We start from the raw sequence: 13,786 nt of genomic DNA, 5'->3' as shown, positions 1-13,786 counted from the left end.
CCTAATCCTGCCTGAGTCGGTATCATCCCCGCCTTTCCGAGTGTTGAAGGATGTAAAACCTGGATAACACCGGGTGTCTACTCAGGGAATATGGCCTGGATGAAAGCAGGCACAAAGGAGAGAGCTTTACCATGCACGATAAGCAGTCCAGCACCATGCGTCCCCTGTTCGTCACCATCCTGTTGTGGTTGTGCAGTGTGGTGCTGTTATTTGTTATCAAGAATGTCATCGAACTGTTTACCGGGCCCGTCGCGGAAACCTGGATAGACCTGGCGTTGGTGCTCGTCGCCTACCTGATGTTCTTTTTATTGGCACCGGTGCAACGCTGGATCCAGCGCAGGTCGCGTAAGCGCGCTCGGCGTCACGTCGGTGGGCACGCGCCCGACGTCGACACCCATCCCTCTCACTGAGGGGCCTGGCGTTGTCAGCACCTGGCGATAACTACCAACGCGCATTGGACCGATTCCTGCGCGAACACCCGGATGTGGCCACCGAGCTGGACAGCCTCAACCCCCTGGCGGCCCAGGCCAGGGGGGAAAGCGTGGCGCAGTATCGTACCGAGCGTCTATACGAAGCATTCGAAGCGCAGGCCGAGCGCGAAGGCCTGTTCGCCTGGGAGCTGACCCTCAAGCTGACGACAGAGTCCAGCGAAGCCTTCGAAACCCAGCGCCTTGAGGTGCACAAGGAAGTCGCACAGATGGCCGGCATGAATTGGGCCGACTACTGCCAACTGCATGACTTGAGCGGCTGACCCTGCGGCCAGCCGTACCAGCGAGACCGCTTGCAACCGATGGCCTCGCGCAATTCGGCCACCGTCAGGGTCCGCCGTTGCGGGTCCGCCGCCAACGCCGTACGGAGGGCCGGCCAGCAGCGCCGGGGCAACTGCCAGGGCCGTGGCAGTCTGTGGCCCGGAGGGTGATTGTCACGGCGACGCCCCTGGGCCAGCTCATACAGAACACACGCCACGCCATACAGGTCGGCCGCGGGCGTCAACGTGCCACCGGCGAGTAATTCAGGCGCAGCATAGGCGCGAGTCCAGGCATTCAAGCGGCTGCGACTCACACTCGGCAAATCCGCCGTGGTCAGCGCAATGGACTGCCCCAGGCCGAAATCGAACAAGCGCACGCCCTCTTCTCCCACCATGACATTGGCCGGTTTGATATCGCCATGCAGCACGTTATGTTGATGGGCGTAAGCCAGCGCATCCAGCAGTTGCAGGGCAATCGGTTGCAGCTCGGCCCAGGGCAGTCCGTCGGGACATTCCAGCAGCAACCGGTCAAGCGTCATGCCATGCAGCAGTTCCATGGTGAAAAAAGCGATCTGGCTGCAGGTATCCACCTCGAACGAATACACCCTCACTACATGTTCATGTCGCAGACGACGAGACAACGCAAACTCGCTGTGCAGCAACACATGGGCATCCGGGCACGCCGATAAAGACTCGTCCAACAGCTTGAGCGCCACACCAGAACAAGGTTCACCGAACTGCTCCTGCAACAGGTCGCGTGCGCGGTACACCACGCCCATTCCGCCCCGGCCCAATACCTGCTCAAGGTGGTAGCGCCCGACGAGCAACACCGGAGTCGATCCTGTCTTCATGACTGCACCACCACTGCGGTCAGGTCGTCGCGCGCCGGGGTGTGCAGCGCGCTGGCAAACAATCTGTCCACCACCTGTCGCGGCCCGCCCGCACTCAACGCCAGACCCAGGTCGGCATGGCTGAGTGCCTGGTAGAGACCATCGCTGCACAGTAAAAATACATCGCCAGGGCGGGTACTGAGTTCCAGCACCTCGAGCCGCAAGGTAGAGTGCCCGCCAACTGCACGGGTCAAGGCTCTGGCATCAGGGTGAGCGCCAGCTTGCGTCGCACTCAACTGACGCTCGTCCATAAGACGCTGCAACAGCGAATGATCCCGGGAGAGCTGGTACAGGTTCTGCTCGCGCCACAGATAACAGCGGCTGTCCCCCGCCCACACACACGCCGCACGCCCGTGCTCCAGCAATAGCGTCACCACCGTGCTGCCTATCACGCCACTGCCGGGTGCCCCTGGCGCCTGCCGCGCATTCGCCAGCCGCTGGTTGACACCCTGCAAGCTCTGCCGGACCGCATTGACCCGATGATCGAGACTGCCCCGTGCGGGCAACGAAGCCAGGCTGCTGATCACCCACTGGCTGGCGACATCGCCATGCCGGTGCCCGCCCATGCCGTCCGCCACGGCCCAACAGCCCAGTTGCGGGCAATCGAGCAAGGCATCCTCATTACGCGGCCGTGACTGCCCGCGCTGTGTACGCCCGGCACTGCGCCATGTGGGGCGCAGCGAGTTCACAGTTGCTCCGGCAGGCGAAAGGTGCGCCATGTGTCCATTTCAAATGGGCTGGGTGTTCGCTGGCTCGCCAGCAGGTAATGGGCGCGCAGCCCGGCCAGGTCGGCCTTGACCATTTGCGCGTTGCCACCACTGGCAGGCTCTCGGTGCAGCAGGTCGAAAAACCGGAACAACGACCAGGCGCCGGTGTTCTTCTCGATACCCAGCGGGCGCAGTTCGGCGCCTCTGTCCAGCACGAGGCTGGCACGACCGTTGTCCGCTTCGATGGGCCAGCGGAACGCCATGGGGATGATCGGGCCGTGCCGGTATTCCAGCTGCTGTTCACCCAATCGCAAAGTCGCCCGGTTGACCGACTGATCCAGGCTGTAGGGCGCCAGGGTAAAACGCACGGCCAGCTCGCCCTGCTCTTCGGTGAAAAAGCCACGTCGGATAACCTGGGCTTTCGTCAGTTGATCCAGCAGCGAGCGCGAGATGGGTAAACCCTGCCCGTCCATTCCGCGTAACCGGTAGCGCGTGCCATCCGCGCTGACAAAAGAGCGCAGGTAAGCCTCGTAAAAACGCGCCAGGACACCTTGGGGTTTGAAAAACTCACGAAAATCCTCAAGGGCCACATCACTCGAGGCGTGGGCAGCGAACGGATACCGTTGGCGAATCGTCCTGGCGTAAAGACCCTGCACCTCGCTCTGATAGTGCTGATTGACGTGGGCATAGGCCTGGTCCAGCACATGGCGCCAGGTTTCTTCAGCAATCCCTTCGAACCAGCCGGCCAGCGGAAGCGGCAGACGGGTGGCCGTTTCACGCAGGTCGCCCAGCACGTCCTGCTGGCCGTCCATGCGCCGTTTTGCCCGTAAGAAAGCCGCCTGCTCAGGCGAACCCTCACGGTTCAGCGCCGCCAGTTGCAGGTGCAATTGGTCGAGCAGGCCCAACCCCCGGGTCAGCTCGGCGCCGGGGTTCTGCTGCTCGTCCAGCAATTGATGCAGCGGTTCAAAACGCCGCTGCAAGGCCCGGCGAGCCGAGTCGCCCAGGCTCGCCTGCCCCTGCGCCAACGCGGCCTTGGCGATAGTGCCCAACGCACCTGACGGCTGGGCCACCGTGGCCGGCAGCTCAAGGCCAGGCAGCAAGCGGGTGTTCTCGCGAAGCTGCTGCAATAACAGCAGTACCGGCGATTGCGCCGAGGTCAGCCCCGCGAGCCGTTCGGCATCCTCGCGAAGACTGTCGGTTGGCAACAGCCTGACACGCCCCAAGGCGTCGCTCCAGGCCTGGGCGTATTCGCTGAAGTAGCGCTGTTGCAGTTGGGTCATCAAGCGCTGCAAATCCTGGCCGCTCAAGTCAGTGCCTTCCCCCAGTACCCAGTTATCCTGGGCGATGGCGTTCACCAGCCTGGGGCCCTGGGTCTCGAAGTACTGCACGTACCTTCTGGTGTAGAAACCGGGAACAGATGGCTCGATGGCGGCAAATACCTTGCCCTCGGCCAGGCGCAACGGCTCCAGGTCGCGCGATTGTTCGCGCAGCACCCGATACACCACATCGGCCAATGACTCTCCCCGCAGCGCGGCACGCGCCTGAGCCACCAGGTCGTCATTGAGGGGGGCTGAGAACGGCTGTTGGAGCAGTCGCGCCCAATGCTCATTCAGGCGCGTCTGTACCGGCATATCACCGGCAAACCGCAGCGACCAATAACTCGCCACATGCTGCGCCAGCCACGCGGCATCACGCCGTTCACGCAGATTGAGCATCAGGTACGCACGCAAGTTGTCGAGCAGGCGTTCTCTATCGCCGAGGCTGGCGCGTACCTGCTCTTCGAGCAGGGCAGCGGTTCGGCCCAGCAGTCGCTGCTGTAACGCTTGCTCATAGGCGCGCGACACCCGTGGACGGCTGACCTCGCCCTGATACAGGCCGGCACGCTCAATCAGCGGAGTGTCGGCTGCAGGCGCAAACACCTGGGTTGCCGCCCAGCGCGCGTCCAGCAGCGCCAGGGTCGTCAAGGTTTCATCGCTACCCGGCGCAACGGGCGCACTGAGTGCAGCGATGTGAGCCAAACGGTGTTGGTTGATCGCGTAACTGTGCATCCACAGCCCTGCGGCACACGCCAGAACCAGCGCAGCGGCGATTCCCAGCCCCCCGTTGCGCCGCCAGATGCGCTGTCGCTCGCGGCTCTGCAATGTGGCGAGATCCGCCTCGGCAAAGATCACCCGGCTGAACAGCCCCTGCACGAAATGGCTGCGCCTGTCACTGGCACAGGTCAGGTAGAACCCGCGTAAACCGTTGCTGCGCTGGTAGCGATGGGCACAGAACACCCCCTCGATGAACAGGCACAAACGCTCGCCCATTCGCGCCGCCTGCTGGGGAAGCTCAAGCATCTGCCTGCGACGCTCGACATCGCGTTCCTGGTGTAATCGCTCGATCAATTCATTGTGCAGACGTTGCAGTAACTGCTCGAACGCCTGGCGAACCTGGGTAATGTCATTGCCCGCCTTGTCAGCCTCCAGCGGCTGGCCCAGCACCGCATCGACATCGTCCGCCGAGGGTGAGTCGAAGTACTCGATGAACCCCGACAGTCGATCAGCCTGGGTCAACACCAGGTAGACGGGTACCTCCACATGCAGCATCTGCTGGATCTCCTGCAGGCGCGAACGCACATGGCGGGCCGATTGCTCCAGGTCGTGCTCGTTACCGCTCAGAAGCCTGTCTGCCGAGAGTGTCACCACCACGCCGTTGAGCGGACGCACTCGGTGCCGCCACCTCAGCCTGTTCAACAGTGTGGTCCAGCCGGCGACGTCCACCGAACGGTCGGGTTGAACCAGATAGCGCCCTGGCGTGTCGATGAGCACAGCTTCGTCGGCAAAGTACCATTCACACTGTGTGCTGCTGCCCGTCGACCCTGTGTCCATCTGATCGCGCGGTGACTGCAAGCCGGCTGCTTCCAACAGCTGGGTCTTGCCACTGCGCGATTCTCCGATCAGCAGGTACCAGGGCAAATCATGGCGCCAACGCGCATTGCGCTCTCCATAGCGAGGGGACGTGTTCAACCGGTGCAACGCTTGCTTGAAACGGCCATGGACGTACTTGCGCTCGTCCTCCACCGCCGCCAGCGAAGGTTGGCTCGTTGGCGAATCCGGCCGTTCGCGTCCGGCAGCACGGCGCCCATCCGCCAGGACCATCGCCAATCCCCACAGCAGAAACAAAACGCTGATGGTGACCAGGCGGGCAGTCGCGCCCTGCCAGAACCGGTGGTCGTCCACGGCCAGCAGCGGTCCGACACACCACACCAGCACAGCGCAGGAAAGCACCAGTATCAGGCTCCAAACCCATACTCTGCCCAGCACGGCGCCCACGCCCTTGAAGAATGCGTTCATTCATTGCTCCCTGCGTTTTTTACAAGGGCGTCCGGGTAGGCTCCGACGCCGAAAGTTGAAGATTCTGCAGTGCGCTGGTCCTGTCTCGCTCCAACACCCAGGAGAACCCTGCGTACATCGCGAGCAAACAACACAGCGTGAAGGCAACAAACCAGCGCGCAGGGATGACGCATAGGCGCTTGCCGCGCGCACGCCCCTGCCCGGGCGGCAAAACCGGCGCCGACGACGGATTGCCGCGCACCTGCCGGATCTGTCGATAAAGGCCATCGCGAACGGCCTCGAGGTGCAGCATCCCCCGCTCCATCACTCGAAACTTCCCTTCGAACCCCAGGGACAGGCACAGGTACCCCAGCTCAAGCATCGCCACGTGTTTTACCGGATCACGCGCCAGGCGTTCGAGCAACTGGAAGACCTTCTCGCCGCCAAACGTCTCGTGGTGAAAGCGGCTCAACAGGCTCATCTTCGACCAGTCGCTTCGAGCGCCCCACGCCGTGGTGACGACTGCTTCGTCGATCAGGCTGCACAACACGTAGCGCGCAGACATGACCTGAGTGTTCTCAACGCCTCCCTGCAAGGCACGGGTTTCGAATTGAGTCACCGCTGATGACAACCGATCGTTGATCGTGACGAGGTTTTCACGACCTGAGCAGCCCTTGAGCCGGACCACTTGCGACAATACGTCCCAAGCCGCGACCACCAGCGGGTTGAGCATTGTCGCGAAGCTGTGTGCGTCCAACGCCTGGCTCGCGTAGATCATCCGATCCTGCAACTGTTCGTAGCGTGGCGGCGAGGGGAACTGCGTAAGCGCTCCTTGTGCGGGCCCATGGCCGTCGCGATCGAGCAGAACGGTTTTTTCATCCTGCGAATATTCACTGTCCATAGCGTTCAATTCCTGATGGCCCAGAAGGCCAACTCAAGCCCGGAGAATTCGCCCCCCACGTGGAACGCGAACCCACCCGACTGCTGCAACTGCGCGATGTCGCGGGCACTCATGTCCAGAATGAAATAAGTCTTGCCGGCGTGAAACGGGATCTGGCGCGGCGCTACGGGCAGTGGCTTGACCTTGATACCCGCCAGGTGCAGGTTGACCAGCTCGCGTATGCGCTCAACGGGGCCGACTTTCAGATGCGCTGGCAGGCGTTGGCGTAATTGCTCCGAATCAGACTGCGCCGTGGCCGCCAGGATGAACGTCGCAGTGCCCAGCAATTTCAAGTCGCTTACCGGGCAAACCAATACGCCGTACTGTCGCTGTTGCAACGTCAACTCGATAGAGTGTTGTTCCAGCACGACCGACAGCACGCCCCGCACCGCTTCCATCAGCCCGCGGAAGCTTGCCCCCTGGTCGGCGTGCCGGTAATGCACGTCCAGCTCAGCGCGCCTGCTATCGCTGGCGAACGTTGATAACTCGCCGAGCAGCGCCAACAGTGCACCGAACACCGCTTCAGGGCGCACCCGGGCCTGGCTCAAGCAGTGGCGCAGTGCAAGCTCGGTACGATTGATGACCTGCAGCATCAGAAAATCGCCCACCTGCGTGCCGGCGGCGGTGCTCTCCCCCCTGATCCGCGCGGCGATGGCATCCCCCCGCGATGCAAGCAAGCCGATCACCTCCTTGAGACAAGAGGCTACATACCCGCGGTCATGCATAAAAATGAACGTAGGGACGAACTCCGCGTCCAGGCGCACGCCCCCCGCGTCGGTAGACTCCAGTACCTGTGCGACCTTGAGTGTGACGTAACCCTGCTCCCTCTGCGGCTCACCCAACAGGAGGCGCAGATCAGGTCGCGCGCAGTGAATCCGACAACGAGAGCCGGTCCCGGCATTCGAGTCGCCTACCTCCACTTCACAGCTGAGGTAGCGCGCCAGGACATCGCCCTGCTCCGGTTGCCGGGCTTCAATCTGATTGTCGGTCGCCAGTAACAGCGCAAGGTAAACGGCCTGTTCCCCGGTATTGGCGGGCACCTGTAATACCAGGGGTTCCATGGCGGTACCGTGGTCGAACAGGGTGCCGTCCGGCAACACACCGCTGGCTTGAGTGACCACCAGCTTGCCCAGGTTGAGGTACTGCACATCGAATTCCAGTGTGAGGAAGCCCCAGGCATCAGGGCCCAGCAACCGCGTCTGGTTGAGCTGTTGCTGGTAATGCCGGTCGTTGTGCTGCAAGTGCTGTGGCCGCAACAGCATGCCTTCCTGCCATATGACTTTATGTACGTGCATATCACTGCACCTCCTTGTCGGAACGCGGGTCGGCAAGCCGGATTCCGTCCTGGTCCAGCACCAGCTCGGCACGGTTCAAGCGCCGGGCGGTGAGCGGAACGAGCAGCCGCCATTGAACGTGTGGCAAGTCTCGATAGGCCGCCAGGACGCCCACAAAATGACTGTTTGGTTCGACCCTCAACTTGAGTGCCAGTCGATCGCCCGGGCGCAGTTCAACTTCCTCACTGCTCACCCAGTCCTTTGGCAAACTCTGCTCGGCGTTGTCATACAGGCTGAAGAAGTCGGCGTTCTCAAAGGCAACGCCATGGCGCAGTTCAATCAACTGCAGCACGATCGGCGAGGGTCGACCCTGAAGATCCGGGTTGACGTGCTCGTTGGCGGTCAGTACCAGATCCAGTTTGGTCAACGTCGAGAACGGCGATAGGGCGCTGCAGCCAGCCAACAGTCCGAGCATGAGCAACAGCGATATGAGGGTGGCTCGATGCATGAATATCATCCTGGATAATCGTTGTGCAGGGTTGAGATCAGGCGCACCTGTTCCTCATAGGCCCTGACGAAGTCGCTGCCCAGCGGTCGCTCGTCGGACTGCTCATCCGCCACCAGGCGCCGGTAGTGACGCAGGTATGCCCGCCAGCGCGCGCCGTCGGAAAACCATCGGGGGGCTGCTTCCTGAAATTCGGCACACGCCAGTAAATGGCCTGGGGCGAAAGCGGCTCGAGCGTTACGCAGCGTACTGCGGCAGGCGCTCAGCAACGCGACCTGATGCACCTGAAGCGCCCAGTGAGCCTGGGCGATCGCCTGTTCGCCAGACAGCGGGGCCACCTGCGCCATGTCCAATATCGCGGTTAAGGCCGCGTCGGTATCGACACAGTTGTGCAAGGGGTTGTGGGCGGTGCGCAACGCGTCGACAGGCAGCGTTGCCAGTTCGCCTTGCAATTGTTCACAGGTGCGCAGGCTGCTTTGCAGTCGTTCTACCTCCAGCCGAAACAAGCGCGCCACCTTGATCGCCAGCGCCTCTCGGGCAGCACTGTCAAGCCTGTCCAGGTCGAGCCCCAGCGCCGCAGCGAACGCGATCCAGAAGACCTCGTCGGACGAGGCTGCCATCGCGACAGATTCAGCCACGGGCATCTCCCTGAGGGGATCAACCCTGCGCGGCATCGCCACATGCTCGCGGTCGGCGGCATACCGATCAGCCCATGCCCCGAGTTCGCCGACGCCTGCACTCAACGCCGCCAGCTCATCCGAGACGCTATGCCGCTGGTGCTCAAGGTCCAGCGCCTGCAACGGGTCCAGCGCCAGGAAAGCGTCATCGGGAATCGGTATACCCGTGCTGATCGGCAGTTCATCAAAGGGTTGAGCGGGTTCAATCAACCGCGCGCGTATCGACAACGTCCCCAGCTCGAATACATCGCCCTCCTCGATCAGTCGCGCCTGCCCCTTGCGCAGTCGCTCACCACTGCTTGGCATGCCGATACCGTTGCTGCTGATATCGGTGAGAAAGTAACGTCCTTCCCGGCAACCCACCAGGGCATGGTGGCTTGAGAGCAAGCGGCTGGGATCGTGGATTACCCAGTCACAGCCGGAGCCACGGCCAATCACGCCGCCGACGCCGTCAAACACCTTGCGCACCGTGGACGCAGGACTGGCGCCTGCGGCCTCACATACTTCAAACACGAGTTGCATGGTCAGGCTCCCTCCTCTGCTCAGCGGCCACGGATCACTGCCTGAGGCTCACCCAAAGGCCGGTATTGGGCGTCATCGAATACATAGTTGGCGTTACAACCGCCAAGCAGACACAGCACAAGCACGATGAGGTGCCGGGGACGATCAAGCATCAGGTTTCTCCTCGGTGAAAGGCATGCCGACGCCTATCGATGGCGGCGGCGATGATCTCGGCAATCTTCAGATACACCGTTCAACGCTCCCCACGGGCATCGCCGCAGGCAATGTTCAAGCGCGCCAGCCGGTACAGCAGCGTGCGCCGTGCAACACCCAGTTCACGGGCGGTACGGGTTCGGTTGCCACGATTCTTGTGCAGGCAATCGAGCAGGAACACCCGCTCTACCCGTTCCATACGCTGGCGCAGCGTTACATCATCAACGGCGGTAGCGGCCGGTGCCTGGGGCAGCGACAGGTGCACCGGCAGAATCACGTCGTCGTCACACAACAGCACCGCTCGCTCCACCAGGCATTTGAGTTCACGCACGTTGCCGGGAAAGGGATGACTCGACAGTTGATCAAGGGCGATATTCGACCATTGCACAGGTGTCCTCCCCAGGCTTGCGCACGCCTTGACGGCGAAATGGCGTGCCAGTTGCAGCACATCTCCGTCCCGCTCACGCAAGGCGGGCAAGTGGATGGGGAACTGGGCAAGCCGGTAATAAAGGTCTTCGCGAAAGCGGCCTTCGGCGACCATGGCTGCCAGGTCGCGGTGAGTGGCCGCGATGATACGCACATCAACTTTGTGCGCTGCACTGGCGCCCAATGGACGAACCTCGCCTTCCTGCAATACCCGCAATAGCTTCGCTTGCAGGGACAGCGGCATGTCGCCGATTTCATCCAGCAGTAGAGTGCCGCCATGCGCGGCGTCGAACAGCCCGGCATAGTTGCGCTCGGCACCGGTGAACGCGCCTTTTCGGTAGCCGAACAGCTCACTCTCCAACAAGCCTTCCGGGAACGCCGCGCAGTTCTGCACCACAAACGCCTTGGCCGCACGCGGCCCTGCCAGGTGGATGGCCCGAGCCACCACTTCTTTGCCGGTGCCGGTTTCTCCCCGCAGCAGGACGGTATAAGGGGTATGCAGCACCTTGCCGATCAATTGGCAGGTCTGGGCCATCGCTGTGCTGCTGCCAATCAGGCCATAAGTACCGGCCAGCGACTGTTCGTGTCCTTGCGGTGCAACAGCCGGCACCCACCGCAGGCTGCGCAACAGAGCCAATTGGTGCAAGGCGAAGCTGCCGAACTGGCCCAGCGAGCACGCGTATCCTCGTAACGGCGCCGGGCGTTGAGCGGCGCATAGGAGCACGCCCGTGACTGCATTGAGGCGGTTGAACAGCGGCACACTCAACATGGCGCGCCAAGGTGACGCGAGCACCGGCAAAAAAGCCATGTCGTAGGGACTGTTTTGCCCATCTTCCACATCGACGGCAACGCCCTGGTTCACGGTGTCGCGCAGCAAAGGCACCTGCAGCAGATCGATAGCTGCAGCCGCAACCTCCAACGAGGGTGTCGTGCTCAGGTGCTGGGCGATCAGATCAAGCCGACCAGTTCCTTCATCGAGCCGGTACAACTGGCTCAGTTCACAGTGGCTCATGTGTGCCGCAGCCGAAACGCACACGCCGGGCAATGAAGCGACGTCGGTGTCCAGGCCTATTCGCGTGAAACAGTCGAGCATGGCGCGGGCATGGGCAAGCGGGTCAGGCAGTTGCTCAAGGCTTTTTCCGGTCATTGGCTGAACTCACAGACGGGCTGGCCGTTGCCATCCAATCGGGCATGCACCGAGACAACCGGTGCGTCCGCGGCCATGGCGTCGAGCAGACCATCCACCATCTGCGGTAATAAATGCCGCTCGATCCACTGGTCGATGAACCGCGCACCGCTGTCGCCGTCAGCGCAACGCTCGGCCATGTGCGCCACCAATCCAGGCGTCCAGGTGAACGCCAGTTGACGTTGGTGCAGCCGCTGGCCAAGGCTCGCCAGTTTGAGTGCGGCGACCTCGTGCAGCACCTTTTCCCCAATCGGGTAATACGGTACGACACGCATGCGGGCGAGCAATGCGGGCTTGAAGTGGGCACGCAGTACTGGATAGATCGCGTCTTGCAGCACTTGGGGATCAGGTCGTTGACCGTCTGCGCAAAGCGCGTCGATACAGTCGCTTGCCAAGTTGGAAGTCATCAGCAGCACGGTGTTGCGAAAGTCGATTTCCCGCCCTTCGCCATCATTGGCACGGCCTTTGTCGAACACCTGGTAAAACAGGTTCAATACCTGCGGGTCCGCTTTTTCCACCTCGTCGAGCAGCACCACCGAATAGGGACGCTGGCGTACGGCTTCCGTTAATACCCCGCCTTCGCCATAACCGACATAACCCGGCGGCGCGCCGATCAATCGGGAAAGCGCGTGCTTCTCCTGATATTCCGACATATTGATCGTGGTAACGAACTGCTCACCGCCGTACAAGAGATCGGCCAGCGCCAGTGCCGTTTCGGTCTTGCCGACACCGCTTGGCCCCACCAGTAGAAACACCCCGACAGGCGCATCGACCTTGTCAAGCCCAGCGGCGACCGCGCGCATGGCGCGATCCAGGGCCTGCACCGCGTGTTCCTGCCCAAGCACGCGCGCGCGCAGAGCCTCGGCAAACCCCAGGACTTTTTCGTTTTGTTCCAGGGCCAACTGCTCGGTGGGAATACCGGTCCACGCGCTGATGACTTGCGCTACGCCACGCGGGCATACCTCAGGTTTAGCCGACGGCTGCTCACCCCGCTCAAGCCAGCGCCGCTCAAGTGCCAGGCGCTCGTGCTCAAGGGTTTCCAGGCGCAGCGTCAACGCCTGCAAGGCCTGTGCGTCCACCGGCAAACCGAGCTCGGCGTCTCGACCCAGCGCCCGCGCCTGCCGCTGACCCTCGATCAGTTCGGTGCGTAGCGCCTGCAATGCCTGCGGCGGCATGGCCTGACGCGTGCGAACACTGGCACAGGCGGTATCCAGCACGTCCACTGCCTTGTCCGGCAGTTGTCGGCCTGCAAGATAGCGTGCACTCATGCGAGCGGCCGCCACCACCGCATCATCACGCACGTACACGCCATGACTCGCTTCATAGGCAGGCACCAGTCCCCGCAGAATCGACACCGCCTGCTCGACACCGGGTTGCGCGACCAGTACCGGCTGGAACCGCCGCGCCAGGGCCGGGTCCTTTTCGATGTACTGCTTGTATTCCGACCAGGTCGTGGCGGCAATCGTACGCAGCGCGCCGCGAGCCAGCGCCGGCTTGAGCAGGTTGGCCGCGTCCAGGCCTCCCGGCTGGCCGCCAGCGCCAACCAGGGTATGGGCTTCGTCGATAAACAGGATCACCGGCTCCGGCGATGCGTTCACTTCATCGATTACCCCTTTGAGACGCCGCTCGAACTCGCCTTTGAGGCCGGCCCCCGCTTGCAGCAGGCCCATATCGAGGGTCAGCACGCGAACCGCTTTAAGGGCCTCGGGCACTTGCAACGCGACGATCTGCAACGCAAGTCCTTCGACGATCGCGGTTTTCCCTACCCCGGCCTCCCCCACAAGAATCGGGTTGTTCTTGCGCCGGCGCAGCAGAATATCGATCAACTGGCGTATTTCACGCTCACGACACAGCACGGGGTCTATCCGGCCCTCACGGGCCTGCCGGGTGAGGTCCTGGGTAAAGCGTTGCAACAGCGACTCGTTGGCAATCGGCTGGTTCTCGCTGGGCTGGCTCTTCAGGAAATCCCGCAGCCTGCCCGTGTCAAGGCGGCTGAGCACGGCGTAATACCCGCTGCCCGCGTGTTCCAGCGGGTGCTGTAAAAGTGCCAGCAACAGGGCGCCGTGATCGACGAAACGTTGACCCAACTCCACGTGCGCAATGATCAACGCTTGTTGTAACCACAGCACCAGGGCCTGGGCGAACACCGGATTGCGTGTAGCGCTCTGCTCACTCCTGGGCTGCAAGGCTGACTGCAGTTCGCCCACGGGAATGCCGGCATCGGACAATGCCTTGACCATCAGCCCGGCGGGATGCTCGAGCAGGGCCAGGAGCAGATCCTCCACTAACACTTCATGGCCGCCTCTTGTCATGCAGCGCTCGGCAGAACGCGTGAGGTCACAGCGGGTCTGGTCCGTCAGCGTGCGGATCAGTTGTTGCAGGTCCACATTAATCATGCTCATCAA

12 protein-coding genes are annotated in these 13,786 nt (G+C 62.4%); 2 read left to right on the top strand and 10 right to left on the bottom strand.

Features of this window, described 5'->3' with window-relative positions; translation table 11 throughout:
- Positions 1 to 131: 131 nt before the first annotated feature.
- Positions 132 to 410 (top strand): hypothetical protein, encoded by a 279-nt coding sequence (locus tag CIB54_RS17950; protein WP_057722127.1) that lies wholly within the window; start codon positions 132 to 134, stop codon positions 408 to 410.
- Positions 411 to 421: 11 nt separating this feature from the next.
- Positions 422 to 751: a DUF6388 family protein gene (locus CIB54_RS17945; RefSeq protein ID WP_101220514.1), complete on the top strand. Its 330-nt coding sequence runs from the start codon at positions 422 to 424 to the stop codon at positions 749 to 751.
- Here CIB54_RS17945 and CIB54_RS17940 read toward each other — a convergent pair.
- The 10 genes from CIB54_RS17940 to CIB54_RS17895 all read right to left on the bottom strand — a co-directional run bounded on the left by CIB54_RS17940 (position 721) and on the right by CIB54_RS17895 (position 13,777).
- Positions 721 to 1,599, bottom strand: a complete 879-nt coding sequence (locus tag CIB54_RS17940; RefSeq protein WP_101220513.1) for a serine/threonine-protein kinase — start codon at positions 1,597 to 1,599, stop codon at positions 721 to 723. The two genes, CIB54_RS17945 and CIB54_RS17940, sit on opposite strands and share 31 nt — an antisense overlap.
- Positions 1,596 to 2,357 (bottom strand): PP2C family protein-serine/threonine phosphatase, encoded by a 762-nt coding sequence (locus CIB54_RS17935; RefSeq protein WP_101220512.1) that lies wholly within the window; start codon positions 2,355 to 2,357, stop codon positions 1,596 to 1,598. The genes CIB54_RS17940 and CIB54_RS17935 overlap by 4 nt, the downstream gene beginning before the upstream one ends.
- Entirely contained in the window at positions 2,324 to 5,680 is a 3,357-nt protein-coding gene (gene tssM, locus CIB54_RS17930; RefSeq protein ID WP_101220511.1) for a type VI secretion system membrane subunit TssM, read from the bottom strand. The genes CIB54_RS17935 and tssM overlap by 34 nt, the downstream gene beginning before the upstream one ends.
- A 19-nt stretch (positions 5,681 to 5,699) precedes the next feature.
- Positions 5,700 to 6,560, bottom strand: coding sequence for a type IVB secretion system protein IcmH/DotU (icmH, locus tag CIB54_RS17925; protein ID WP_101220510.1), 861 nt, complete (start codon positions 6,558 to 6,560; stop codon positions 5,700 to 5,702).
- A gap of 5 nt (positions 6,561 to 6,565) precedes the next feature.
- Positions 6,566 to 7,894, bottom strand: a complete 1,329-nt coding sequence (tssK, locus tag CIB54_RS17920) for a type VI secretion system baseplate subunit TssK (RefSeq protein ID WP_101220509.1) — start codon at positions 7,892 to 7,894, stop codon at positions 6,566 to 6,568.
- A gap of 1 nt (position 7,895) precedes the next feature.
- Positions 7,896 to 8,381 carry a type VI secretion system lipoprotein TssJ gene (gene tssJ, locus CIB54_RS17915; protein WP_101220508.1) on the bottom strand — a complete coding sequence of 162 codons (486 nt, stop codon included), beginning with the start codon at positions 8,379 to 8,381 and terminating at the stop codon, positions 7,896 to 7,898.
- 5 nt (positions 8,382 to 8,386) lie between these two features.
- Entirely contained in the window at positions 8,387 to 9,577 is a 1,191-nt protein-coding gene (gene tagH / locus CIB54_RS17910; protein WP_101220507.1) for a type VI secretion system-associated FHA domain protein TagH, read from the bottom strand.
- 20 nt (positions 9,578 to 9,597) lie between these two features.
- Positions 9,598 to 9,729: a type VI secretion protein gene (locus CIB54_RS17905; protein ID WP_101220506.1), complete on the bottom strand. Its 132-nt coding sequence runs from the start codon at positions 9,727 to 9,729 to the stop codon at positions 9,598 to 9,600.
- 80 nt (positions 9,730 to 9,809) lie between these two features.
- Complete coding sequence (locus CIB54_RS17900) at positions 9,810 to 11,342, bottom strand: sigma-54 interaction domain-containing protein (RefSeq protein ID WP_101220505.1); 1,533 nt, start codon at positions 11,340 to 11,342, stop codon at positions 9,810 to 9,812.
- Positions 11,339 to 13,777 carry an AAA family ATPase gene (locus tag CIB54_RS17895; RefSeq protein WP_101220504.1) on the bottom strand — a complete coding sequence of 813 codons (2,439 nt, stop codon included), beginning with the start codon at positions 13,775 to 13,777 and terminating at the stop codon, positions 11,339 to 11,341. The genes CIB54_RS17900 and CIB54_RS17895 overlap by 4 nt, the downstream gene beginning before the upstream one ends.
- Positions 13,778 to 13,786 lie beyond the last annotated feature (9 nt).

This window comes from Pseudomonas fluorescens, assembly GCF_002837185.1.
Taxonomy (GTDB): domain Bacteria; phylum Pseudomonadota; class Gammaproteobacteria; order Pseudomonadales; family Pseudomonadaceae; genus Aquipseudomonas; species Aquipseudomonas fluorescens_AM.
Note: the sequence above shows the minus strand (reverse complement) of the source record. Positions and strands in the feature narration are given on the sequence as shown.

Bases quoted from the DNA above. Each gene is read 5' to 3' on its own strand.
- CIB54_RS17950 (WP_057722127.1), top strand. From the start codon at position 132: ATGCACGATAAGCAGTCCAGCACCATGCGTCCCCTGTTCGTCACCATC.
- CIB54_RS17940 (WP_101220513.1), bottom strand. From the start codon at position 1,599: ATGAAGACAGGATCGACTCCGGTGTTGCTCGTCGGGCGCTACCACCTT.
- CIB54_RS17935 (WP_101220512.1), bottom strand. From the start codon at position 2,357: ATGGCGCACCTTTCGCCTGCCGGAGCAACTGTGAACTCGCTGCGCCCC.
- tssM (WP_101220511.1), bottom strand. From the start codon at position 5,680: ATGAACGCATTCTTCAAGGGCGTGGGCGCCGTGCTGGGCAGAGTATGG.
- icmH (WP_101220510.1), bottom strand. From the start codon at position 6,560: ATGGACAGTGAATATTCGCAGGATGAAAAAACCGTTCTGCTCGATCGC.
- tssK (WP_101220509.1), bottom strand. From the start codon at position 7,894: ATGCACGTACATAAAGTCATATGGCAGGAAGGCATGCTGTTGCGGCCA.
- tssJ (WP_101220508.1), bottom strand. From the start codon at position 8,381: ATGCATCGAGCCACCCTCATATCGCTGTTGCTCATGCTCGGACTGTTG.
- tagH (WP_101220507.1), bottom strand. From the start codon at position 9,577: ATGCAACTCGTGTTTGAAGTATGTGAGGCCGCAGGCGCCAGTCCTGCG.
- CIB54_RS17905 (WP_101220506.1), bottom strand. From the start codon at position 9,729: ATGCTTGATCGTCCCCGGCACCTCATCGTGCTTGTGCTGTGTCTGCTT.
- CIB54_RS17900 (WP_101220505.1), bottom strand. From the start codon at position 11,342: ATGACCGGAAAAAGCCTTGAGCAACTGCCTGACCCGCTTGCCCATGCC.
- CIB54_RS17895 (WP_101220504.1), bottom strand. From the start codon at position 13,777: ATGATTAATGTGGACCTGCAACAACTGATCCGCACGCTGACGGACCAG.